Source organism: Sinomonas sp. T428B (genome assembly GCF_056780155.1).
This window is the reverse complement of sequence record NZ_JBRAZR010000001.1, coordinates 273,860-297,112: the sequence shown is the minus strand read 5'-3', so window position 1 is coordinate 297,112 and position 23,253 is coordinate 273,860. Positions and strand designations below refer to the sequence as shown.

Sequence of the window (23,253 nt, the reverse complement as noted above, 5' to 3'; positions counted from 1 at the left end):
CAAGTCACCTTCGAGGACAATCTGGCACCCCGGACAAAAGCGCTCAGTCCAGCCGCAGGACCTGACCTTCGCCGGTCACCCTCAACATCAGGCCCCGTGCGACCTCGGCATCGGGCCCACGTGCAAGGAGGCACATATGTATACCAAAATCACCGCCCGGTACGTCCTCGGCTCCGACGGAGCGCGCCACGCCCTGATCGAGGACGCCGAGGTCGTGGTCCAGGGGGACACGATCGTCTTCGTGGGCCGCGGCTACGACGGGCCCGTGGACGAGGAGCGGGACTACGGCCAGAGCATCGTGATGCCCGGCCTCATCGACCTCGACGCGCTCGCTGACATCGACCACCTGATCCTCGACTCGTGGGCCTCCCCCGACGTCGCGCCCGGGCACCTGTGGTCCGAGGACTACTTCGACCACGGCCGGCGCGACGTCTTCACCCGCGCCGAGCGGGCGACAGTGCGGGAGTTCGCGCTCGCGCAGCTCGCGCTCCACGGCGTCACGACCTACATGCCCATCGCGTCCGAGATCCACAGCTCCTGGGCCGAGGGCTTCGACGAGCTCGCCGACATGGCCGAGACGGGCCGGCGCCTCGGGCTGCGCGGCTACCTCGGGCCCGCCTACCGCGCGGGCGTGCACGTCACGACGGCCGACGGCGGGCGGACTGTCCGCTTCGACGAGGCCGAGGGACGCGCGGGCCTGCGCGACGCCGAGCGCTTCCTCGACCACGCCGCCGCCCTCGCCGATCCCCTCGTCACGGGCGTCCTGCTCCCCTGCCGCATCGAGACCCTCACCGAGGAGCTCATGCGCTCCACCGCCCGGATCGCCCGCGAGCGGGACGCGCTCGTCCGGCTGCACTGCCTCCAGTCGCCGCTCGAGGAGGGGCTCGTGCGCGGGGCCACGGGGCGCGGGGTGTTCGAGCTGCTCGAGTCCACTGGGCTCCTCGGCGCCCGCCTCCTCATCCCGCACGGCGTCGAGATCGACGCCCGCGACCGGCGGGCGAGCGCACCCGGCGGCCCGCTCGAGACCCTCGCCCGGCACGGCGTGAGCATCGTCCACTGCCCGCTGACCTCGTTCCGCTACGGCAAGCAGCTCGTCTCCTTCGACCGGTTCCGGGCCGCGGGCGTCAACGTGTGCCTCGGCACCGACTCGTTCCCGCCGGACCTCATCCGCGGCATCGACGTCGGCTCGCACCTCGCCCGCCTGGTCGAGGGCAGGCCCGACGCCGGCAGGCTCGCCGACTACCTCGACGCCGGGACGCTCGGCGGCGCCCGGGCCCTCGGCCGCGACGACCTCGGCCGGCTCGCCCCCGGCATGCAGGCCGACATCGCCGTCGCCTCCCTCGACGCCTTCGCCGACGGCGTCGTCGAGGACCCCGTGCGCACCCTCGTGCTCAACGGCACAGCCCGGAACATCACGGACACCTTCGTGGCGGGACGCCCCGTCGTCGTCGACGGGACCCTGCCCGGCGTCGACCTCAAGGCCCTGCGGGCCGAGGCTCAGCGGCTCTTCGGCGCGATGCGGGCCGCCTACTCCGAGCGGGACCTCGGGCGCCGCTCGCCCGACGAGCTGTTCCCCCCCGTGTACCCGGGCGCGGCCGTCCCCGCACCTGTGCTCTGACACCGTCCCTACGCAAGGAGCTCCCCTGTGGCGTCGTCCCCGCCCGACACCCTCCCCACGGTGCCCGCCCCGCGCGCGGCGCCCGTCCCGCCGACGGCAGCGCCCGCCGTCGTCCGCCCCGGTGCCCCGCCCCGGTGGCCGATCGTGCTCGCGGCGGTCCTCGTCGCGCTCAACCTGCGGCCGGCGGTCACGAGCGTCGCCGCGGCGTTCCCGGAGCTCGGGGCGGCCTTCGGGCCCGCCTTCGCGGCCGGCTCGCCCTGGCTGCTCGCGCTCGGGTCCGCCCCGGTGCTCGCGTTCGGCCTCTCGGCGGGGCTCGGGCCGTGGCTCGCGTCGCGGTGGGGGCTCGGCCGCGCGCTCACGACGGCGATGCTCGGCCTCGCGGCGGCCCTCGCCCTGCGCGTGGCGGCCCCCGAGCTGCTGCTGCCGGGGACGGTCCTGGCCGGGGCGGCGATCATGGTCGGCAGCGTCCTCGTGCCGCAGCTCGTCAAGCAGCACGGCGGAGCGGCCTGGTTCTCGGGGCTCACGACCATGGGCATGGGCGGGGGTGCCGCCGTCGGGGCGGCGCTCCTCGCGCCCTCGGCGGGGGCGGCCGGCGTCCCGGCCGCCCTGGCCTCGTGGGCGGTGCCGGCCGTCGCGGCGGCCGCCGTCGTCGCGCTCGCGCTGCGGCGCCGTCGTTCCTCTGCTGCCCCGGCCGGGGAGACGGTGCCGGCCGGATCCCCGGCTGAACCCCACCCTGCGGTGCCAGCGGCGGCCGTGCCCGCTTCAGCCGCGGCCTCCCGGCAGGCGCGGCTCCTGCGGAACCCGACGGCGCTCGCGATCGCCGCGTACTTCGGGGTCCAAGCCACGCTCTACTTCGCCCTGACGTCGTGGCTCCCGAGCTTCCTCGTCTGGCGCGGGGCGGAGGCGGGGGAGGCGTCGGCGCTGCTCGCGTGGTTCAGCGTCGCAGGGCTGCCCGCGACCCTCGCTGTGCCGATGCTCCTGGGCCGCCGGAGGTGGCGCGCGGCGCTCGGGCCGGGGATCGGCGTCGTCCTCGCGGCCTCGATCCTGTGGGTGCTGGCCGCCCCGCTGCCCGTCATGCCGCTGGCCGTCGCGGTGCTCGGGCTCGCGCAGAGCGCCGCGCTGGGCTATGCGCTGGCCATGGTCGTGGTGCGCACCTCGAGCGCGCCGACGGCCGGGAGGCTCTCGGCCCTGAGCCAGGGCGGCGGGTTCACCCTCGCGGCGGCCGGGCCCTACGCCGTCGGCGCCGTCGCGCAGCTCGCCGGGGGCTGGGCGGTGCCCTTCGTCGGGATGGCCGTCCTCGCGCTCGTGCTGGCCTGGCTCGGGGTCGTGGCCCACCGCGGCCGGGAGGTCGTGTAGGCACTCGGCGGTATAGCGTGTCGGTGTGACACCGACAGCTCCCGGGGTGCGGCGATGACGGGCGACGGCGACCGGCTGGCCCTCGGCCGGCGGCTGCGCCGCGCCGTCCTCCTCGTCGCCGGGCTGAACCTCGCGTACTTCGTCGTCGAGGCCGGCGTGGCCCTCGCGATCGGGTCCGTGTCCCTCTTCGCGGACAGCGTGGACTTCCTCGAGGACGCCTCGATCAACGTGCTGATCTTCATCGCCCTCGGCTGGTCGCTGCACCGGCAGGCGGTGGCTGGGAAGACGATGGCGCTCATCATCCTCGTCCCCGCCCTCGCCGCGGCGTGGCAGGCCTTCAGCAAGATCGCCGACCCCGCCCCGCCCGATCCCCTGGCCCTCGCCGTGACGGCGGGCGGCGCCGTCGTCGTCAACCTCGCCTGCTCGCTGGTCCTGGCCCGGTTCCGCCACCACGGCAGCTCCATGGCCAGGGCGGCGTTCCTGTCCGCGCGCAACGACGTGGCCGTCAACGTCGCGATCATCCTCATGGGCCTCGTGACCGCGTGGACCGGCTCGGGGTGGCCGGACCTCGTGCTGGGCGTGCTCATCATCGTCCTCAACATCCGCGCGGCGAAGGAGGTCTGGGAGGTCGCCGAGGAGGAGCGCCTGGCCGCGAAGGCGCTCGCGGGCGAGGAGATCGACTGACGCTGGCCTGGGCCTGAGGCATGGTGCGCCGTCGGCGGCGGTCGTACCCTCGGAAGGGTCGCCGCAGGAACGCCTCACGAACGCGAGAGGGACACCATGCCAGACCTCACCGTGGACTTCATCATCTCCCTCGACGGCTACGCCTCCGCCGAGGGCTGGCCGGGGTACTGGGGCATCGAGGCGCCCGAGTACCTCAAGTGGCTCGACTCCTCGCCCGAGAAGGGCCATACGACCCTCATGGGCGCCAAGACCTACCGGCTCATGTCCGGGTTCGCCGAGGACTACCCCGACGAGCCGGCCTTCCAGATGCTCGCCGGGATGCCCAAGGTCGTGTTCTCCTCGACGCTGCAGGAGCCGCTCACGTGGGCCAACTCGCAGCTCGTGGCGGGGGACGCCGTGGAGGCGGTGCGGGCGATGAAGCAGGACGGCGGGTCGCCGCTGCGGACCCTGGGGAGCGTGAGCCTGTGCCGTTCCCTCATCGGAGCCGGGCTCGTGGACCGGCTGCGCGTCGTCGTGTTCCCCGTCGTCACGGGCAAGACCGGCCGCGAGCGGATCTACGACGGCTACCCCGACCTCATGCTCGACCTCGTGGAGAGCCGGACGTTCGACGGCAAGCTGCAGCTGCTCGAGTACGCCCCGAGGATCATCACCGAGCCGCCGCCCGGAGGCGTCGCGGGGCCTGACCGTAGTCAGTAGCGGACGTCTGCCTGCACGGCGTAGTGGTCCGACGGGTGGATCCCGCCCACCGGGTGCACGCCCAGGAGGGCCGCCGCGAGCGGATGCCCGGCCCCTCCCCGGCCAGCGGCGGTGAAGATGTAGTCGATCCGGCGGTCCGGCCACCCCAGAGCCCGGGCCCAGGGATTGGCGTTGGACCAGGTGGAGCCGGGCTCGGTTCCGCCGGCGGCCTCCCACGCGTCGTCGAAGGAGAGGCCGTTGGCGGGTCCCACAGTCCGTCCGCTGATCATGCGGATCTCCTCGCTCGCGGGATCGGCATTGAAATCGCCGCAGACCACGAGCGGGATCTGTTCCTGGCGCTCGGAGCGCACGTGGTCGAGGAGGCCGCGGACGGCCTGCTGCCGCGCCCGGCCCTCGCCCAGCCGCCACGCGTCGACGGCCACGCCGAAGACGCGGATCGGGCCGCGGGGCCCCTCGAGCTCCGCAAACTGGGCCCGCAGCTCGCCGAAGGCGTGGCTCGAGGCCCTGCCGATCGGCCATCTCGACAGGAGGGCGACGCCGGAGAGGGCCGACTCGTCCTCCTCGGCCGGCACGCCCGTGAAGGCGTGGTGCGGCAGCCCGAGGGGCGCAACGAGCCGCTCGCGCTGGCTGTCCCCCGCACGCGACCACGACTCGGTGAGAACGACGACGTCGGGGCGGGCCGCGGCGAGCGTCGCGGCGATCGCAGGCTCGCGCTCGCGCCAGGGGCCGTGGAGTCCCCAGACGTTCCACGTCACGATGCGGGCCGTCGTCTCGGTCGGTGGCGCCATCCACCCATGCTGACGCACCTCCCAGTGTCGGCGCGCGTTGCTACGGTGATTGCATGACCACCAACTACGAGCGGCTCGACGCCGGCCAGCGCGCGATCGTGGACGCCGCCGTGCAGACGTACGAGCGCGTGCGGCCGGCCCTGAAGAACGTCACGCGGGACGTGCTGTACACGCTTCGGGACATCTTCGCGGACGCCGAGGTGACGCCCCTGTTCATCACGGGCCGCACCAAGACGGTCGAGTCGTTCAAGGAGAAGATCTCCCGGCTCGACCCGCCCGCCGAACCGGGCGGTGAGCCGGTGCTCAAGTTCCCCGACCCGTTCCGGATGCTCAACGACATGGTCGGCGTGCGGGTCATCACGAAGCTCCCGAGCGAGAACGCGATGGTCGCGAACCTCATCAAGCGCCAGCGGCAGATCTACGACTGCCGCGGGGACCGCGAGAAGGCCATCGGCTCGATCGAGTCCGGGACGTACGGCTACTCGAGCCGCCACCTGATCCTGCGCACGATCCAGAACGACGCCGTGCGCGCCTACCAGGCGGTGTTCAACCCCGAGCTGCCCGCCAACGGCAACTACTTCTTCGAGTGCCAGGTCCGCACGATCTTCGCGCACGCGTGGAGCGAGATCGAGCACGACATCCGGTTCAAGAGCCAGGACCCGCGGGCGTGGAGCCCGCAGTTCGACCGGCAGTTCACGGCGACGGCGGCGATGCTCGAGGTGGTCGAGAAGGAGTTCGCCGAGCTGCACGAGCGCTACGAGACGGTGCGCAGCTTCTGGGACCCGGCGGGCGAGGGCGGCGAGCCGCTGAGCCCGGACCGCGTCCGCGACGTGTGGCAGACGCTCCTGCCGCACGTGGACCGCAAGGTCGACGACGACTGGGGCTGGGCGGCCGAGCTCGTCGAGGCGCACGGCTTCACCGAGACCCGCCAGCTCGTCGAGCTGCTCGACGCCGAGCGCATCACCGAGGTCCGCAAGGCCCTCGACCACCGCTACTCCCCCGGCCCCGACCGTCTCCTCGACGACCTGCTGCTCTGGCGGTTCGGCCGCCAGCACATCGAGCTCACCGCCGAGCCGGCCGGGACCGAGCCCCACCCGCGGCGGGACTCGCTCCTGCGCCGGCTCAAGCAGATCGAGCGCTACCGGCTCACGTGAGGCGGTGCCCCCGGGCAGGGCCGCGTGTCACTCCCGCTCGCCGAAGATGAACTCCTCTGCGTGCCGGACGGCTTTGCGGAAGGAGTCGTTGCGGAGCATGGCGCTCTTGTCGTTCCTCTCGCTCGCCCCCGGTCCGCTGCCCACGACCTCGGCATAGCTGTGCAGGCCCGGCGGCCGCAGGACCCAGATGCCGCCCTGCGGGGGCAGGTAGAAGACAGCGAAGGACCTGGCCGTAGGATCGTCCTCCCAGACGGGCACGACGGCCACGGCCGCACCCGTGTCCACGTTGATCCACTGTGCCCTCGGCCGGGGCTGGTCCTTGTCGTAGACGCTGGGATCCAGGAACGGCGCGGTCCCCTCGCCCCATTTCTCCTCGAACCTCTCATGGAAGACAGGGAAGAGAGTGTTGTCGTAACGGCGCCATCCGCCGCGTGCTGCGCTCACCGCGCGTCCTCCTTTGCTGCGATCCCTTCTGCTGTCCTGGCGACGCTGCGCGTCGGCGGAATTTAATGTAGCTCCGCGCGCCCGCGGCGAGGAGATGCACAGCGTGGGATGGGCCCTGCCCGGGTGAGTCCCCTTTTGAACCCCGCCGCGATGGGTAGGGGAACCGCACACACCACCGAGGGGAAGGACTGACCCATGAAGGCATCCGAGGAACTCGCCAAGGGTTTGCAGGCCGTGCTCGTGGACCTGATCGAGCTTGCGGTGCAGGGCAAGCAGGCGCACTGGAACATCGTCGGGACGAACTTCCGCGACCTGCACCTCCAGCTCGACGAGATCGTCGCGGCGGCCCGCCTGCACACGGACGTCATCGCCGAGCGCATGCGCGCCCTGCACGTCGTGCCGGACGGCCGCAGCGGGACCGTGGCCAAGACGACCTCGCTCGACGAGGCCTCCGAGGGCCTCGTCACGACGGGCCAGGCGGTCGACGCCGTCGTCAAGGCCCTCGACGCGACCGTGGCGACGGTCCGCGGGATCTATGACTCGGTCGAGGAGAACGACCCGGCCACGACCGACCGGCTCAACGAGATCATCCTGCAGCTCGAGCAGTTCTCCTGGATGGTCGGCGCCGAGAAGATGAAGACGACGACTCCCTAGCAGCGGCGGCAGCTGCCGCAGCTTCGGACTCGCCGCTCACGGGCGCACGACGGCGGCCCGGTCACCTCGTGGGTGACCGGGCCGCCGTCGTGCGTGGGTATCGCGGCGCCTCTGACGCGGCTAGCGCGTGGCGGCGGCCTCCTCCCCGACCTGGCGCTGCATCTCCTCGAACTCGGCGTCGATGTCGTCGTGCCGGTTGGTGGCGCGGGAGACGAGGACGGCGACAAGGACGTTCAGGATGAAGCCGGGCACGATCTCGTACATGGCCGAGTGCAGGGCGGGGATGTTGCCCCACACGAACACCGTCACCGCGCCCGTGAGCAGGCCCGCGAGGGCACCCGCGGCCGTGAGGTTGCGCCAGTAGAGGCTCAGGATCACGATCGGGCCGAAGGCGGCGCCGAATCCGGCCCATGCGAAGGAGACGAGGTCGAGGATCTTCGAGTCGGAGTCGAGGGCCAGGATCGCCGCGACGACCGCGATCACGAGCACGCCGAGGCGGCCGAGCGTGAGCTGGGCCTTCTGCGAGGCCTTCTTGCCGACGATGTTGTAGAGGTCCTCGACCAGGGCGGACGAGCACACGATGAGCTGGCTCGACATCGTGGACATGATCGCGGCGAGCACCGCCGCGAGGACGAGACCGCCCACGAACGGGTGGAAGAAGATCTGGCTCAGGAGCAGGAACACCGTCTCAGGGTCCTCGAGCGGGCGGGCCGGGTTCCCGGCGAAGTAGGCGATGCCGATAAGCGCCGTGCCGATCGCGCCGGCGGCCGTCATGATCATCCAGGTGGTGCTCACGCGGCGGCCGGCCTTGGCCTCGGCCGGGGTGCGCAGCGCCATGAAGCGCACGATGATGTGCGGCTGGCCGAAGTAGCCCAGGCCCCAGGCCGCGGTCGAGAAGATCGCGAGGCCCCACAGCAGGCCGCCCTTGTCCTCGAGGCCCGCGAAGAGGTTAAGAGCGTCCGGGTTGACGGACTGCATCGTGGCCGTGGCCGTGCCGAGGTCGCCGAGCTGGAAGAGGACGACGATCGGCACCGCGATGAGCGCCGCGAACATGAGCAGGCCCTGCGCGACGTCGGTGAGCGTGGCCCCGAGGAACCCGCCGAAGAGCGTGTACAGGAGGGTGATCACGGCGACGAGGAGCATGCCCGAGAGGTACGGCCAGCCGAACGAGCTCACGAAGAACTTGCCCGCGGCGACCATGCCCGAGGAGACATAGAACGTGAAGAACACGAGGATCACGAGGGCGGCCGCGATGCGGAGGAAGTGCTTGTGGTCCTTGAGGCGCTTCTCGAAGAAGCTCGGGATCGTGATCGCGTTGTCCGAGATCTCGGTGTAGGCGCGAAGGCGCGGGGCCACGAACTTCCAGTTGAGCCAGGCCCCGATGGTCAGGCCGATCGCGATCCAGGCCTCGATGAGCCCGGAGGCATAGATGGCGCCCGGGAGGCCCATGAGCAGCCAGCCCGACATGTCGGCTGCGTTCGCGGAGAGCGCCGCGACGGACGGGCGGAGGCCGCGCTCGGCGAGCATGTAGCCGTCGATGCTCGTCGTGCGCCGGTAGGCGTAGTACCCGATGCCCAGCATCGCCGCGAGGTATACCGCGATGGCAATGAGCTGGAAAGTCTGCTCGGTCATGCTTGTGTCTTCCTCGGAATCATGGGTGCCTGCGCATGGGGGGATCCCAATGCGTCAGGGGGTGATCGCTTCAGTGTGGCAGCGCGCACAGGGGCGCAGTGGGCCGTTACCGTTCTGTGATACGTCTTTCCGGCCGTCTCGCGGCCGTCGGGCTCACCCGGCCGCCGGGCCCACGAGCTGGCGCGCCGTCTCCTCAAGGACGCGCCGCACCGCGAGCATGACGGGGTGCTGGGCGCTCGAGGACCGCATGGACGTGAACACCGTCCGCTGCGGCGTCCCCTCGAGCATCACGAGCCGCGCGGCCGGGACGCGCCCCACCCAGACGAGGTCCGGGAGGAGGGCCACGGCGTTGCCCGACTCGACGAGCCGCACGTGGGCCTGGAGGTCCGCGGTCTCGTAGCGCACGTCGGGGTCGAAGCCCGCCGAGCGGCAGGCCTGCTCGGCCCAGTGCCGGGAGGCCGCGCCGCGCGGCTCCATGACCCAGGGGACGCGGCCGGCGTCCGCGAGCCGCTTGACGCCGTCGAACTCGGCACCGGAGCCGCGGGGCGGCAGGGCGAGGCGGATCGTGTCCCGCGTGAGGCCCTGCCGGTCGAGGCCGGGGTAGTGCGGTGCGGCGTGGTGCGGGTACTGCTCGGCGACGACGAGGTCGAAGTCGCGTGCCCAGGTCTCGTGCAGCCCCGTCTCGGGCTCGTGCTGGACCATCTCGACGCGCAGCTGCGGGTGCCGCTGCCGCAGGGTCTTGAGCGCGGCCGGCATGAGGGCCAGGGCCGCGGTCTGGAACACGGCGAGCCGCACCGTCCCGCGCACCTCGCTCTGGCTCGCGGCGAGCGCGGCCTCGGTGCGCTCGAGCGAGTCGAGCAGCTCCGACGTGTGGGCGACGAGGACCTGCGCCTGCGGCGTGAGGAGCACGCGCCGGCCGGACTTCCGCAGGAGCTGGACCCCGGTCTCCTTCTCGAGGAGGGCCAGCTGCTGGGACACGGACGAGGGGCTGTACTGGAGCGCGTCGGCGACCTCGGCGAGGGTGCCCCGGATGCTGAGCTCCCTGAGCAGGCGCAGGCGGCGGATCTCGAGCACGGGGGCCTTTCGCGACGGGTGCGGCGATGGTCCTGATCGGTTCCTGATGGTTTTCCTGACCGATCAGTTTGCCTCACCATTATGCATCACTAAAGATCACTTTTGCTTCTGAAACCGCAGGGACATACTGGCTTCAGGCCCGTCGGCGCGCGATGCGAACCCGTCGCGCGGGAAGGAGCACCGCCCCATGACCACGCACGCTCCGGCGCCGGCATCCGGCGACCAGCAGCCCACCGGCGCGGTCCCGGGCGCCGCTTCTGACGATGGGGTCCGCCCCCAGGACCTCGCCGAGGCCGCCGTGGCACAGGTCCGCGCGTGGCTCGACGCCGCGGCCGCGATCCCCGCGGACCCCGCGGCCGCCCGGCTCGCGGCCGTGCTCCAGGACCCTGACGGGCTCGCCTTCACGGTCGGCTTCGTCGACGGCGTCGTCCGGCCCGAGGACCTCGGCGTCGCCGCCCGGAACCTCCGCGCCCTCGCCAAGAGGGCCCCGGCCTTCCTGCCGTGGCCCCTGCGCCGGGCCCTCGCCCTCGGCGGCGCACTCGCCCCGGCGCTGCCCCACGTCGTCGTGCCCGTGGCCAGGCGGGTGCTGCGCGGCATGGTGGGACACCTCGTCGTCGACGCCTCCGACGCGAGGCTCGGCCCGGCCATCGCGAGGATCCGCAGGCCGGGCATCCGGCTCAACGTCAACCTCTTGGGCGAGGCGATCCTCGGGCGGGGCGAGGCGACCCGCCGGCTCGAGGGCACGCGCCGGCTCCTCGAGCGCGACGACGTCGACTACGTCTCGATCAAGGTCTCCTCGACCGTCGCCCCGCACAGCCGCTGGGCCTTCGACGAGGCCGCCGAGCACATCGCGGACACGCTCGCGCCGCTCTACCGCCTCGCGGCGGCCGGCGGCCGGGACGGGACGCCGAAGTTCATCAACCTCGACATGGAGGAGTACAAGGACCTCGGCCTCACCCTCGCGGTGTTCACGCGGCTGCTCGGGCGCGAGGAGTTCCGCGGCCTCGAGGCCGGGATCGCGCTGCAGGCGTACCTCCCCGACGCACTCGGGGCGATGATGCGCCTCCAGGAATGGGCCGGCGAGCGCGTCGCGGCCGGCGGCGCGCCGATCAAGGTCCGCGTGGTCAAGGGCGCGAACCTGCCCATGGAGCGCGTCGACGCCGAGATCCACGGCTGGCCGCTCGCGACGTGGCACACCAAGCAGGAGACCGACACCTCCTACAAGGCGGTCCTCGACTACGCCCTCGTGCCCGAGCGGCTCGCGAACGTCCGCGTGGGCGTCGCGGGGCACAACCTCTTCGACGTCGCGCTCGCGTGGCTGCTCGCGAAGGCCCGGGGCGTGCTGATTCCGGCGGCCGCGGAGCACGGGGATGCGGCGGGTCTGGCCCGGTCTGCCCCCGTCGAGTTCGAGATGCTCCTGGGGATGGCGTCGGCGCAGGCGCAGGCCGTCCTCGCGGACGTCGGCCACCTGCTCCTCTACACGCCCGTCGTCCATCCGGACGAGTTCGACGTCGCGATCGCCTACCTCGTGCGCCGGCTCGAGGAGGGCGCGAACCGGGACAACTTCATGTCCGCGGTGTTCGGGCTGGGTACGGACCCGGCCCTCTTCGAGCGCGAGAAGGAGCGGTTCCTCGCGTCCCTCGCCGCGCTCGACGCCCCGCCCTTCGCCGACGCCCGGGGTGCTCGCACGACGCCGGCCCCGCACCGCGATCAGGACCGCCGGCACGAACCCGGGGTCACCTCCCAAGAATCCGAGGTCACCTCCCAAGGATCCGAGGACACTGTCCAGACTTTGACCCCGCAACGCAGGGACCTGACCCCGCAACGCAGGGACCTGACCCCGCAACGTTGGGAGGTGACCCCGCATCTTGGGGCGGGGTTCGCCAACACCCCCGACACCGACCCGGACCTGCCGGGCAACCGGGAGTGGGGCCGGGCGATCATCGCCCGCTCCGAGCATTCCCAGATCGGCATGGACACCGCGGACGCCGCGGAGGTCGCCACGGAGGGCGAGCTCGGCGCCGTCGTGCGCGCCGCTGCAACGGCCGGCGAGCGGTGGGGCGCGCTCACGGGGGCGCAGCGCGCCGTCGTGCTCGATGCCGCCGCCCGCGCGCTCGAGGCCCGCCGTGCCGAGCTCCTCGAGGCGATGGCGAGCGAGTGCGGCAAGACCCTCGACCAGGGCGACCCCGAGGTCTCCGAGGCCGTGGACTTCGCGCGCTACTACGGCATGCTCGCACGCGAGCTCGACACCGTGGACGGAGCGGAGTTCGTGCCCTCCCGCCTGACCGTCGTGACGCCGCCGTGGAACTTCCCGGTCGCGATCCCCGCCGGCTCGACCCTGGCCGCACTGGCCGCGGGCTCCGGCGTCGTCATCAAACCCGCGAAGCAGGCGCGCCGCTCCGGCGCCGTCATGGTCGAGGCGCTCTGGGAGGCCCTCGACGCGACGGCGGGCGAGACGGGCGTGGGCCGGGACGTCCTCCAGCTCGTGCAGTTCCCGCCAGGCGAGCGCGGGCGGGACCTCGGGCGGGCGCTCATCGCGCACCCGGACGTGGACCGCGTGATCCTCACGGGCGGGTACGAGACGGCTCGGCTCTTCCGCTCCTTCCGCAAGGACCTGCCGATCCTCGCGGAGACCTCGGGCAAGAACGCGATCATCGTGACGCCGAGCGCGGACCTCGACCTCGCCGCGAGGGACGTCGTCGCCTCCGCCTTCGGGCATGCGGGGCAGAAGTGCTCGGCGGCCTCGCTCGTCGTCCTCGTCGGGTCGGTCGCGACCTCCCGCCGGTTCCGCAACCAGCTCCTCGACGCGGTCCAGTCGCTGCACGTCGGCCACCCGTGGGACCCGCAGGCGCAGATGGGCCCGGTCATCGAGCGGCCCTCCGGCAAGCTCCTGCGCGGCCTCACGACCCTCGGCGAGGGCGAGGCCTGGGTGCTCGAGCCGAGGCCCCTCGACGGCTCCGGCCGGCTCTGGAGCCCGGGCGTGCGCTCGGGCGTGCGGCCCGGCTCGGAGTACCACCTCATCGAGTACTTCGGCCCGGTCCTCGGCGTCATGACGGCCGCGACGCTCGAGGAGGCCGTCGCCCTCGTCAACCAGGTCGACTACGGCCTGACCTCGGGCCTGCACTCGCTCGACGCCGACGAGATCGCCTCCTGGGCCGAGCACGTCCAGGCAGGCAACCTGTACGTCAACCGCGGCGTCACGGGCGCGATCGTCCGGCGGCAGCCCTTCGGGGGATGGAAGAGGTCCGCCGTCGGCGCGGGCGCGAAGGCCGGCGGCCCGAACTACCTCGTGGGCCTCGGCTCCTGGCGGGACGCCCCGGTGCGCGCCCCCGCGGCCGCGCCCGGACTCAGCCCCGCCGCCGCGGAGCTCCTCGGCGCGGCGCGTGCCGCCGCCGGCCGCGGGATCTCCGCGGACGACGCCGAGTGGCTCGCCGCCGCCCTCGGCTCGGACGCCGCCGCGTGGGCCTCCGAGTTCGGCGCCTCGAAGGATGTCACGGGCCTTGCCTGCGAGCGCAACGTGTTCCGCTACCGCCCCGTCCCGGTGACGGTGCGCTTCGAGGCCGGCACGTCCGGCCACGGCACGGCCGAGCTGCTCCGGGCCGCCGCCGCGGCACTCGTGGCAGGCTCGCGGCTCACGGTGAGCACCGCCGTCGTGCTTCCGCCGGGGACCGGCGAGGTGCTGCGCCGGCACGGCGCGGGGGTGACGGTCGAGGACCCGGCGGCCTGGCTCGCTCGCGCCGGCGCCATCGGGGCGGGCCGCATCCGGCTCATCGCCGGCGACGTGGACGCCTCGCGGGCCGCCGCCCTCAAACTGGCCGAGGCCTTGGACGGGAACCCCGAGGTCTCGGTGTATGCGCATCCGGTGGTCTCCGCGGGCCGGGTCGAACTCCTGCCGTTCCTGCGCGAGCAGGCCGTCTCGGTGACGGCGCACCGCTTCGGGAACCCGAGCCCGGTGGCCCTCGCGGTGGACCTCTAGGCCTCGTCGACCTGTCAAGGTCAGAAGTTGATATTGACAGCGTTTTCATTTGAGCTTCGCAAATCTGTCACATGAGCCGATGACACGGCCGGAATGCCCTGCCAACCATGGAAGGGCAAGGAAAAGCTGATGGGGGACGTGTCACGACAGGAGGTCTCATGTCCAGATACGCAACTCGAAAGCTCATCATTGGCGCCGTTTCGGTGGGCGCCGTCGCGCTGGGGGGCGCCGGGGTCGCAGCTGTTGCCGCCCCCGGCGACGACACCGACGATCAGTCGCTGATCGCGAACGTCGACACCGGCGACGCCGACCTCGACGAGATTGGCGACGTCGATGATCCGGCCGCCGACGATCCCGCCGACGTCCCTGACGACGACGCGGACGATCCGGCCGACGACGCCGACGACCCCGCCGACACCCCCGAGGACGACGCCGAGGACGACGCCGACGACCCCGCCGACGACCCCGCCGACACCCCCGAGGACGACGCCGACGACCCCGCCGACGACGGCGAGCCGGCAGGCGACGGGCCGTCCGAGAACGCCTCGGTCGTCGCCCAGCAAGCCTGGGAGGCCGCGCACGCGCCCGCGGAGGAGCGCTATCCCGGGTCGGTCGCCGACGCCGTGCACCAGGTCGTGCCGGCCGGCCAGTCGGAGCCTCAGTCGGTCCCGCAGTCGGTCCTGCAGGCAGAACCGCAGTCCGAGCCGCAGGGCGGCCCGCAGAAGGGGGGCCACGGCAACGCCAAGCACGGGCGTTAGGGGGAATCGAGAGTCAGGAGGCGAACCCACGAAAGGGTGCCGGGAGAAGCCCCGGCGCCCTTTCCCTGTGCCGCATTCTGTGCCGCGGCCGCATGGGGCCCGGCTACATTGGGTCCATGGAGACGCCATGCCCGTGATGAGCGCGGGCCTCCTGCTGTACCGGCGCGCGGGAGCCAGCGGGGTCGAGGTCCTGATCGGGCACATGGGCGGCCCCTTCTGGTCCCGGAAGGACGAGCGCGCCTGGTCGATCCCCAAGGGCGAGTACGACGACGGCGAGGACCCGCTCGCTGCGGCCCGGCGGGAGTTCGCGGAGGAGATGGGTTCCGCGGCACCGGACACGGACTACGAGCTGCTCGGCGAGTTCCGCCAGCCCTCGCGCAAGGTCGTCACGGTCTTCGCGGCCGAGGCCGACTTCGACGCCGAGCGGATCGCGAGCAACACGTTCCCCCTCGAGTGGCCCAAGGGCTCGGGCCGGGTCATCGACGTCCCCGAGATCGACCGCGCCGAGTGGGTCCCTGCATCGGCCGCGCGCACCAAAGTCGTGGCCGGGCAGGTGCCCGTCCTGGACGCGCTGCTGGCCCGCCTCGGCCTCGACGGCCCGGGCACTGAACAGCCTGGCCCTACCCGATGACGATCGTGAGCTGACGGAACCCACTGAGGTCGAGGATGATCCGCCCGCCGCGCTCGTCGAGCCGCAGCAGCACGCCGTCGCACGAGGGACAGCGCAGAAGCTTGGCCGGGGCGTGGACGTAGAGCCGGGCCTCGGCGAGGGGGCGGACGTCCCCGCAGTTCCCGCACGTTCCCAGGGCCGCCGTGATGTCGATCGCGAAGACCTCCGAGAGCGGCCCGGCGAGGGCGTTGCCGTCGAGGAAGTCGTCGTCGGGTGCCGCGGGGATCGGGGCACGCCCGGGCTGTGGATTCCAGTCGGTCACGATGCGCCTCCCAACCCGCCGTACCGCTCGGTCCTGATCCGGCCGGGTGCGTGGCCCAGGTCCACGAGCCAGCCCGAGACCGCCTCGACGAAGCCCGTGGCCCCGCACACGTAGATGGCCGGGCCCGCGCCGCTGTCGAGGACGCTCGCCTCGAGGATCCGGGCGTCGATCCGCCCCACCGGCTGGCCGTCCGGCGCGCTGCGCGTGTACACCGAGGTCAGCTCGAAGGTCTCGGATGACTTGGCGAGGGACTCGAGCTCGTGGCGGAAGACGGCGGTCTCCGGGCTCCGCACCGAGTAGAGCAGCCGGAGCGGCGCCGGATGCATGGCCCCCTGGTGCGCGCGCACCATCGCCATGAGGGGCACGACGCCGGACCCGCCGCCGATGAGCTGCACGGGCGAGGAGTCCTCGGGGCGCCACACGAACCACCCGCCCACGGGCCCGCGGACCTCGATCTGGTCCCCGGCGGCGAGGTCCCGCACGAGGTACGGCGAGACCTCGCCGTCGGGCAGCTCCTCGACCGTGATCTCGAGCCCGTCCGGCGGCACGGCGGCCGAGACCGAGTACGAGCGCACGGCCTGGTACGCGTCTGGGGCCGTGAGCCGGATGTCGATGTGCTGCCCGGCCAGGACGTGCACAGGGGCCGGCAGGCGCAGGCCGATGGTGCGCGCCGTCGGCGTCTCGTCGCGGAGGCCGACGACGTCGGCCACCTGCCAGCCGCCGCTCACCCGTAGCGCTCCTCGCGCCACGGGTCCCCGTGCAGGTGGTAGCCGCGGCTCTCCCAGAAGCCGGGCCGGTCCTCGGGGATGAGGGTCACGCCGCGGACCCACTTCGCGCTCTTCCACAGGTACAGGTGCGGCACGAGCAGCCGGACCGGGCCGCCGTGCTCGGGCGCGAGGTCGGCGCCGTCGAACGTGTGCACGAGCCACGCCCGGCCGCCGCGCACGTCCGAGAGCGGGAGGTTCGTCGTGTAGCCGCCGTAGGAGTGGAAGAGGGCGAACTCCGCCTGCGTCTCGACGCCCTTGAAGAGCGCGTCCACGGGGACGCCGCGCCACCGGGTGCCCAGCTTGGACCAGCTCGTGACGCAGTGCAGGTCCGCCGTGAACTCCTCCTGGGGCAGGGCCATGAACCCGTTCCAGTCCCAGTGCCGGCTCGTGCCGGCCTCCGTCCTGAGGGAGAAGACCCAGTCCTCGCGCTCGATCCGGGGGGTCGGGCCGGCGGACAGCACGGGGAAGTCCTCCGTCACGTACTGGCCGGGCGGCACGCCCGGGACGTCCCTCTTCCTGCGGCCCTGGAAGCCGGAAGAAACAATGCCCATCGCTGTGCTCCTCGCGCGGATGAGGCCCGCCCGGGGAGGGGTGTAGGGCCTGCGAGGACCATACGCCCCGCGGCGCGGCGGGGCCAGAGGCTGCGCGGCATCGCCAGCTGTTCGGGGCCCGCGGGGGGTCGGATGCCGTCAGGCCCCGTCGAGGAAGCCGAGGACGTCCTGGGCGAAGCCCGGGGCGTGCTGGGCGGAGACGTGGCCGCGGCCGGCGTAGAGCCGCAGCGCCCCGTGCGGGAGGGCCTGGGCCGTCTCGCAGAAGACGATGGGGCCGTACGGCGCGTCCTCGTCGCCGCCGACGACGAGGGTGGGCACCGCGATGCCCGGCAGCCGCGCGGTGAGGTCGTACGTGTCCTCGGCGAGGATCGTCGCCGCGAGGTCGGCGGTCGCGCCGTGGAACATGAGCGGGCCCACGAGCCAGCCGAGCCACCCCTCGAGCTGCCGCGCGACCGGCCGCACGTCGAGCAGGCGCATCATCTCGGAGCCGGCGCCGCGCCGGTCCCCCGCGTCGAGCCTCGCGAGGACGGCCCGCTGCCCCGCGCGGCCCTCGGGCCCGAGGCGGCAGCCGGCGGAGACGAGGACGAGGCGCCGGACGACGCCGGGATGGTCCGCCGCGAGCTGGAGCGCGGCCGAGCCGCCGGTCGAGAAGCCCACGACGTCGACGGGGCCCCCGAAGCCGCGGAGCGCGACGGCGTAGTCGGCGGCGATGTCAGCCATCGCCGCCCCGCGCGGCAGCCCCGGGCGGCGGCCGATCCACCACACCTGCCGCGCGTGCGCGAGCCCGCGCAGCGGCCGCTCCTCGGCCGCCCGGTCGAGCCCGTGCGGCACGGCGTGCCGGGCGCCGAGCCCCGGCAGGACGACGAGCGGCGGCCCCTGGCCGAGGCAGAAGGCGGGCAGGCCGGCGGACGGCGACGGCCCGCCGTCGTGCGCGTCCGGATGCGCCTCAGTCGCCACGGCCGGCCTGCATGCCCGCACCCGGCGAGGCCTGCGGGGGCGTGGACGCGAGTGGCAGCCGCAGCGTGAACGTGGTCCCGACCCCGAGCTGGGACGTGCACTCGAGGCGGCCGCCATGCTGCTCGGCGACCTCGTGCGCGAGCGCCATGCCGAGGCCGATCCCGGGGATCCCTGCGACCTTCGCGGCCGTGCTGCGGTGGAACCGTGTGAAGACGCTCTCGACGTCGGACGGAGACATGCCGATGCCGTCGTCGGAGACGGTCAGGACCACCCACCCGTCCTCGCCGGCGGTGGCCAGCCGCACCTCGCGGCCGCTGCCGGAGTACTTGATCGCGTTCGAGACCAGGTTGTCCACGGTCCGCACGATCGCGATCCGGTCGCCGTGCAGCCGCGCGTCCCCCGAAGCGCTGACCTGGAAGGCGATCCCGCGGCTCGCGGCCTCGGGGGTCGCGCTCGCGGCCGCCTCGCGGACGATCTCGGCGAGGTCGATCGGGGTCCAGAGCACCGAGGCCGCCGTGCCGGTCGCCGCCGCGAGGACCTCGTCGACCATGAGCTGGAGGTGCCGGGCGCTGCGGTCGATCACGAGGACGTCCTGGCGGGCCGCGGACGGGAGGGACGGCTCGTCGAGCAGGAGCTCGGCGTAGCCGCGGATGCTCGTGAGCGGGGTGCGGAACTCGTGGGACATGCTGGCCACGAAGCTGTCCTTCGCGCGCACGGCTGCGACGATGTCGGTCACGTCCGAGAACGCGAGGACCGTCCCCGCGGGGCTGCCCTCGGCCTTGCGCAGCGAGCGCGCCGAGACGGAGACCAGGCGGGAGCCGTCCCCCCGGCCCAGGCGGAAGATCTCGTGGGTGAACACCTCCCCAGAGATGGCGCGCGCGGCGGGCCGGCGGCGCGGCGGCACGAGTTCGCCTGTGGAGTCGTCGATGACGACGAGCTCGGCCTCGGAAGCGTCCTCGACGCCCTCGGGCAGGGCGGCGCGGTGGAAGTCGCGCTGACGTCGGTTGAAGAGGATGTCGTTGCCGCCGCCGTCCATCGCGACCACGCCGACGTCGACAGTGTCGAGGATCGTCTCGAGGAGGCGTTCCCGCATCTCCGAGCGCTCGAGCAGCTCGGCGATATGGCTCTGCTGCTCCATGCCGCTCTTGGTCATGACGGAGACGGCCACGGCGATCGCGAGCATGAGGAACGGGGTGACGAGCTCGGCGACGAGGTCGCCCAGCCCGACGTCCGGCCGGCCGGCGAGGGGCGCCCAGACCATCAGGAGCACGGCGAGCCCGCCGGCCGGGACCATGATCTTCGGGTGGATCCCCGAGCCGGCCAGCCACATCATCGGGAACACCGCGAGCAGCCCGAGCCCGGGCACCTCGCCGGCCGCCGAGGAGCGGACGAGGGCGATCGGGACGAGGTCGAGGAACGGGATCGCGAGGAAGAGCCCATAGGGGATGCGGTCCCACGGCAGCAGGGCGCACAGGGCGAGCAGGAGGAGCGCGAGCGCCTGGCCCACGAGGAACTCGGTGTGGACGGGGTGTTCGTCGTGGTGGACGACCGCCATGATCCCCCACACGAGGAGAAGGGTCAGGTTCAGCGGCAGCTGGCTCAGCACCACCCGGCCGCGCATGCTCAGGTCGTGGAAGCTCTTCTTGCCCAGCACGAGGACATTCAGCAGCTTGTCCATGCGCCCCCTCCCCCGGATTGCGACCGCGCACCCATCGCCGCAGGGGGTCTGCGCTCTGCTGCGCGTCGCAGCCGGGCGTGCCCGGCCTTCCCAGCAGGGTATCCCGGAGGCGGACGCTGACCGAAGGGCCTACGCCGTTGCGTCCCCCGCCGCGAAGTCGATCCGCATGACGGCGCGCCGCGGGGACGGGCGGCTGACCTCGGCGAAGCCCGCGTCCGCGAAGGAGTTCCGGCTGCCCACGAACAGCTCGCCCCACGTCACCTCCCGGCCTGGCTCGGTGACCATGGGGTAGCCCTCGACGGCGCGGGCCCCCCGCGAGCGCGCGAAGTCCACCGCCGCGGCCGCGAGGGCGGCGCTCACCCCCTGCCGCCGGTAGCCCACCCGGGTGACGAAGCATGTCACCGCCCAGACGCCGTCGTCCTCCTTGTCCTCGTCCCGCCCCGCCCACGGCACCTTCATGCCGGCGAGCCGCGGGTACGCGGTGCGGGGCTCGACGGCGCACCACCCGGCGGGCTCGCCGTCGAGGTACGCGACGAGGCCCGAGGTCGTCCTCGCCCGCGGGCTGCCGCAACGGGTCTGCTCGCGCAGGGCCTCCGCGCGGGCCTCGCGGGGGATCGAGCGCCACTCCCGGGCTGAGACCTTGAACCACTGGCACTGGCAGCGCGCGGGATCCCCGCGCTCGCCGAAGATCGCCTCGAGGTCCTCCCACGAGGCCTTGTTGGCCGGCACCGTGGTGATCTTCGGTTCCCTGGTCCGGTGTTCCATCCTGCTCACGATAGGCCGCGACACGCCGCGCCGGGAGGGGCGGCGCGCGGCCTGCGGACGGTTCCCGTCCTCAGGCCGAGCAGGAACGGGCGGCTCGTGATCCGCGGGTCAGCGCGGACGACGGCGGGCAGCGCCCGGGCGCTTCCCCTTGCCTGCCGCGGGCCGCCCCTTGGCGACGCCCCGGCCCGAGCGCGCCGCCTTGGCCGCGCGGCTCGCCTCATTGCGCGCCTTGGCCTCCTTCGCCTGGGACGCGGCCCGGTCCGCGCGGCGCTCCTTCGCGGCCTCCTCCTGGTCGCGGCGGACGGAGGCCTGGCGGGAGCTGTTCGCCCCGCGCCCCCGGACCACGCCGATGAACTCCTGGATCGCCTCCGACTCGTTCTCCCTGAGCCACGCGACGCCCACGCCGTAGGGCTCGACCCCGGTCACCGGCCGGTAGCGCAGCTCCTTGCGGTTGAAGTGCCGCACGACCGACATCGGCAGGATCGCGAGCCCCGCCCCGCCTTCGACGAGGTCGAGGCGCTCGGAGGGCCCGCCGTCGTACTCGAAGAGCTCGTCCTCGACCTCGGCGAGCGGGATCTCCTCGAAGGCCTGGATCTCGTGGCCCTTCGGGGCGACGACGACCGGAAGCTCCTCGTAGAGCGGGATGACGTGCAGGCTCTGCCTGTCCTCCTCGTCCACCGGGAGACGCACGAAGGCCACGTCGGCCCGGCCGTCGCGCAGGACGGCGAGCTGCTCGGCGTCGTCGACCATCGCCGAGGCGAGCGGCACCTCGGGGAAGCGGTCCTCCCAGCGGTGGAACCACTTGCCGGGGGCGACGCCCGCGACGAAGGCGACCTTGAGGGGCTGGGGGGACTCCATGGGTCAACGGTAGCCCGGCTAGGCTTGAGGCATGAGCTCGAACCCCAAGGCCAGCGCCTCCCAGTCCATGAAGCCGGCCACCGCCGCGAAGAAGCTCGGCATCTACCTCCCCGCCACGCCCGCGGAGTTCCAGGAGGGCGTCGTGACGCGCGAGGAGTTCGACGCCCTGCGCGAGAACCCGCCCGCGTGGCTCACCGAGCTCCTGGCCCAGGGGCCGCACCCGCGGCCCGTCGTGGCGCAGAAGCTCAACGTCTCGATCTCGGGCCTCACGCGCGGTGGCGTCACCGAGCCACTCACGACGGCGCAGATCGACGCGCTGCTGGCGGACCGCCCGCAGTGGCTCCAGGACGAGCGGGCGAATATGGCCGCCGTGCGCGAGGAGGCCCGGCGGGTCAAGGCCGCCGCCGAGGAGAAGGCCGCGCGCTCCGCCGGCGCACGGCACGGCGCGGCGGCCGAGCGGGCCAAGCGGGGCGGCTCGCACGGCTGACCCGGCCCTACGTTGCGGGGTCACCTCCCGCCGGCTATCTGAGAGAACCGCTGTCGCGACCCGCTGGCCCATGGCAGAGGACTAGCCGCGCCCCTACAATCCCTGCATGGCGGCCCCCCAGCGCCCTCGGCTGCTGACCCTGCTGGCGTTCGCCCTCGCCGTCGTCATCGCCGGCAGCAACGGCGTGGCCATCCGCTACAGCAACCGGGAACTGCCGCCGTTCTTCGGCGCGGGCCTGCGGTTCGGCCTGACGGCGCTCTTCTTCGCCGTCGTCGTGCTCGCCGCGCACAACCCCTGGCCGACAGGCCGCCGCCTGCTGGGCGCGGTCAGCTACGGCCTGCTGACCTTCGCCCTCGGCTTCGGCTTCATGTATCAGGGGCTGCGGGGCGTCCAGGCCGGCCTCGCCCAAGTGCTCCTCGCGACCGTCCCGCTGGCCGCCCTGCTGCTCGCGGCCGCCCATGGGCTCGAGGCCTTCCGCTGGCAGCGCCTCGCAGGAACACTTGTCGCCGTCGGCGGGGTGGCCGTCATCAGCACGGGTCACGCCACTCCGGCCGGCCCGGTCCCAGCCGCCGTGGCGGTGCTCCTCGTGCTGGGCGCCGCCGTGTGCGTCGCCGAGGGAACGGTGGTGGTCAAGCTCTTCCCGCCGATGCCCATCGCCACCATGAGCGCTGTGGGTATGGCGGCCGGCTCCGCGGTGCTGTTGGTGGTCTCGTGGGCGGCCGGAGAGCGCTGGGCCGTTCCCCAGGCGCCGTCGACCTGGGGAGCGCTGGCCTATCTGGTGCTGCTGGGCACGGCCGTGGTCTTCGGGCTGTTCCTCTATGTCCTTCAGGAGTGGTCTGCCACGGCCACGGCCGACTCGTTCCTCTTCGTGCCGATCCCGGCCGTCCTGACGTCGGCCTGGCTGGACGGTGAGCCGCTGACCCCGAGCCTCCTCCTCGGCGGCCTCGTGGTGGTGGGCGGCGTCTGGTGGGGTGCGAAGGCAAGCCTGTCCCGCAACGCTGGGAGGTGACCCCGCATCGGGTCAGGCGGGCAGGTTCGCCTCGAGGAGCTCGCGGTGCAGCGCGGCCGCCTTCTCGTGCAGGGCGTGGCCGGTCTCGGTGAGCCCCACGAAGAGCGAGCGCCGATCCTCGGCGCACGCCGCGCGCGTGACGTAGCCGGCCTTCTCGAGCCGGTCGACGATCTTGGACAGCGCGCTCTGCGTCATGGGCGAGACGGCGGTGAGGTCCTTCATCCGGCAGCCCTCGCCGGTGTGCTCGGAGAGCAGGTCGAGGGTCTCGAACTCGTTGAGGCCGATCCCGTGCTTGGCCGAGAGCTCGCGCTCGAGCGCGTTCGAGGTCTTGAGGTACGCGCACTGGAGGGCGCGCCACTGGTCGACGATCTCGGGTCTGGCCTCCGTGGACATGCGCCCATTCTAGTCGCTCGTG

23 protein-coding genes are annotated in these 23,253 nt (G+C 73.1%); 11 read left to right on the top strand and 12 right to left on the bottom strand.

Annotated elements, in window-relative coordinates; translation table 11 throughout:
* Positions 1-136: 136 nt before the first annotated feature.
* From ACUYMY_RS01435 to ACUYMY_RS01420, 4 genes are all read left to right on the top strand, one after another.
* Positions 137-1,618, top strand: a complete 1,482-nt coding sequence (locus ACUYMY_RS01435; protein ID WP_481701869.1) for a chlorohydrolase family protein — start codon at positions 137-139, stop codon at positions 1,616-1,618.
* A gap of 27 nt (positions 1,619-1,645) precedes the next feature.
* Positions 1,646-2,974 (top strand): MFS transporter, encoded by a 1,329-nt coding sequence (locus ACUYMY_RS01430; RefSeq protein ID WP_481701868.1) that lies wholly within the window; start codon positions 1,646-1,648, stop codon positions 2,972-2,974.
* 54 nt (positions 2,975-3,028) lie between these two features.
* Positions 3,029-3,658, top strand: a complete 630-nt coding sequence (locus tag ACUYMY_RS01425) for a cation efflux transmembrane domain-containing protein (protein WP_481701867.1) — start codon at positions 3,029-3,031, stop codon at positions 3,656-3,658.
* 96 nt (positions 3,659-3,754) lie between these two features.
* On the top strand, positions 3,755-4,354 hold the full coding sequence (locus ACUYMY_RS01420; protein WP_481701866.1) for a dihydrofolate reductase family protein: 600 nt from the start codon (positions 3,755-3,757) through the stop codon (positions 4,352-4,354).
* On the opposite strand, the gene ACUYMY_RS01415 is transcribed toward ACUYMY_RS01420, so the two are convergent.
* Complete coding sequence (locus ACUYMY_RS01415; protein WP_481701865.1) at positions 4,348-5,142, bottom strand: endonuclease/exonuclease/phosphatase family protein; 795 nt, start codon at positions 5,140-5,142, stop codon at positions 4,348-4,350. The two genes, ACUYMY_RS01420 and ACUYMY_RS01415, sit on opposite strands and share 7 nt — an antisense overlap.
* A 53-nt stretch (positions 5,143-5,195) precedes the next feature.
* Between ACUYMY_RS01415 and ACUYMY_RS01410 the strand changes: the two genes are divergently transcribed.
* Positions 5,196-6,296: a GTP pyrophosphokinase gene (locus tag ACUYMY_RS01410; RefSeq protein ID WP_481701864.1), complete on the top strand. Its 1,101-nt coding sequence runs from the start codon at positions 5,196-5,198 to the stop codon at positions 6,294-6,296.
* 27 nt (positions 6,297-6,323) lie between these two features.
* Here ACUYMY_RS01410 and ACUYMY_RS01405 read toward each other — a convergent pair whose 3' ends face one another.
* Positions 6,324-6,740 carry a hypothetical protein gene (locus ACUYMY_RS01405; RefSeq protein WP_481701863.1) on the bottom strand — a complete coding sequence of 139 codons (417 nt, stop codon included), beginning with the start codon at positions 6,738-6,740 and terminating at the stop codon, positions 6,324-6,326.
* A 195-nt stretch (positions 6,741-6,935) separates the two neighbouring features.
* Here ACUYMY_RS01405 and ACUYMY_RS01400 point away from each other — a divergent pair, with 195 nt between their 5' ends.
* On the top strand, positions 6,936-7,394 hold the full coding sequence (locus ACUYMY_RS01400; protein WP_481701862.1) for a Dps family protein: 459 nt from the start codon (positions 6,936-6,938) through the stop codon (positions 7,392-7,394).
* Positions 7,395-7,514: 120 nt separating this feature from the next.
* Here the strand turns inward: ACUYMY_RS01400 and putP are convergent, their stop codons facing one another.
* Together putP and ACUYMY_RS01390 are read right to left on the bottom strand one after the other, a co-directional pair.
* Positions 7,515-9,026 (bottom strand): sodium/proline symporter PutP, encoded by a 1,512-nt coding sequence (gene putP, locus ACUYMY_RS01395; protein WP_481701861.1) that lies wholly within the window; start codon positions 9,024-9,026, stop codon positions 7,515-7,517.
* A 153-nt stretch (positions 9,027-9,179) separates the two neighbouring features.
* A complete protein-coding gene (locus ACUYMY_RS01390) occupies positions 9,180-10,100 on the bottom strand; it encodes a LysR family transcriptional regulator (protein WP_481701860.1) in 921 nt (306 codons plus the stop codon).
* A 187-nt stretch (positions 10,101-10,287) separates the two neighbouring features.
* Between ACUYMY_RS01390 and ACUYMY_RS01385 the strand changes: the two genes are divergently transcribed.
* The 3 genes from ACUYMY_RS01385 (at position 10,288) to ACUYMY_RS01375 (ending at position 15,465) form a co-directional block, all read left to right on the top strand.
* Positions 10,288-14,076: a proline dehydrogenase family protein gene (locus ACUYMY_RS01385; RefSeq protein WP_481701859.1), complete on the top strand. Its 3,789-nt coding sequence runs from the start codon at positions 10,288-10,290 to the stop codon at positions 14,074-14,076.
* Between the two features lie 158 nt (positions 14,077-14,234).
* Complete coding sequence (locus tag ACUYMY_RS01380; RefSeq protein ID WP_481701858.1) at positions 14,235-14,834, top strand: hypothetical protein; 600 nt, start codon at positions 14,235-14,237, stop codon at positions 14,832-14,834.
* A 127-nt stretch (positions 14,835-14,961) separates the two neighbouring features.
* On the top strand, positions 14,962-15,465 hold the full coding sequence (locus ACUYMY_RS01375) for an NUDIX hydrolase (RefSeq protein WP_481701857.1): 504 nt from the start codon (positions 14,962-14,964) through the stop codon (positions 15,463-15,465).
* On the opposite strand, the gene ACUYMY_RS01370 is transcribed toward ACUYMY_RS01375, so the two are convergent.
* From ACUYMY_RS01370 to ACUYMY_RS01340, 7 genes are all read right to left on the bottom strand, one after another.
* Positions 15,455-15,766, bottom strand: a complete 312-nt coding sequence (locus ACUYMY_RS01370; protein WP_481701856.1) for a DUF6510 family protein — start codon at positions 15,764-15,766, stop codon at positions 15,455-15,457. The two genes, ACUYMY_RS01375 and ACUYMY_RS01370, sit on opposite strands and share 11 nt — an antisense overlap.
* Positions 15,763-16,494: a ferredoxin reductase gene (locus tag ACUYMY_RS01365; protein WP_481701855.1), complete on the bottom strand. Its 732-nt coding sequence runs from the start codon at positions 16,492-16,494 to the stop codon at positions 15,763-15,765. The genes ACUYMY_RS01370 and ACUYMY_RS01365 overlap by 4 nt, the downstream gene beginning before the upstream one ends.
* Complete coding sequence (locus ACUYMY_RS01360; protein WP_481701854.1) at positions 16,491-17,084, bottom strand: molybdopterin-dependent oxidoreductase; 594 nt, start codon at positions 17,082-17,084, stop codon at positions 16,491-16,493. The genes ACUYMY_RS01365 and ACUYMY_RS01360 overlap by 4 nt, the downstream gene beginning before the upstream one ends.
* A 138-nt stretch (positions 17,085-17,222) precedes the next feature.
* Complete coding sequence (locus ACUYMY_RS01355) at positions 17,223-18,041, bottom strand: alpha/beta fold hydrolase (RefSeq protein WP_481701853.1); 819 nt, start codon at positions 18,039-18,041, stop codon at positions 17,223-17,225.
* Complete coding sequence (locus ACUYMY_RS01350; RefSeq protein WP_481701852.1) at positions 18,031-19,719, bottom strand: sensor histidine kinase; 1,689 nt, start codon at positions 19,717-19,719, stop codon at positions 18,031-18,033. Before ACUYMY_RS01350 ends, ACUYMY_RS01355 begins: the two co-directional genes overlap by 11 nt.
* Positions 19,720-19,848: 129 nt before the next feature.
* On the bottom strand, positions 19,849-20,484 hold the full coding sequence (locus ACUYMY_RS01345; protein WP_481701851.1) for a GNAT family N-acetyltransferase: 636 nt from the start codon (positions 20,482-20,484) through the stop codon (positions 19,849-19,851).
* A 108-nt stretch (positions 20,485-20,592) separates the two neighbouring features.
* The gene (locus tag ACUYMY_RS01340) at positions 20,593-21,342 is read right to left on the bottom strand and encodes a LysR family transcriptional regulator substrate-binding protein (RefSeq protein WP_481701850.1); all 750 of its coding nucleotides are present in this window, start codon (positions 21,340-21,342) and stop codon (positions 20,593-20,595) included.
* A 67-nt stretch (positions 21,343-21,409) separates the two neighbouring features.
* On the opposite strand from ACUYMY_RS01340, the gene ACUYMY_RS01335 reads away from it, so the two are divergent.
* Both ACUYMY_RS01335 and ACUYMY_RS01330 read left to right on the top strand, forming a co-directional pair.
* Complete coding sequence (locus ACUYMY_RS01335; RefSeq protein WP_481704923.1) at positions 21,410-21,829, top strand: DUF5997 family protein; 420 nt, start codon at positions 21,410-21,412, stop codon at positions 21,827-21,829.
* Between the two features lie 106 nt (positions 21,830-21,935).
* Positions 21,936-22,838, top strand: a complete 903-nt coding sequence (locus ACUYMY_RS01330) for a DMT family transporter (protein ID WP_481701849.1) — start codon at positions 21,936-21,938, stop codon at positions 22,836-22,838.
* A 12-nt stretch (positions 22,839-22,850) separates the two neighbouring features.
* On the opposite strand, the gene ACUYMY_RS01325 is transcribed toward ACUYMY_RS01330, so the two are convergent.
* Positions 22,851-23,231 (bottom strand): MarR family winged helix-turn-helix transcriptional regulator, encoded by a 381-nt coding sequence (locus ACUYMY_RS01325; RefSeq protein ID WP_481701848.1) that lies wholly within the window; start codon positions 23,229-23,231, stop codon positions 22,851-22,853.
* Positions 23,232-23,253: the final 22 nt, after the last annotated feature.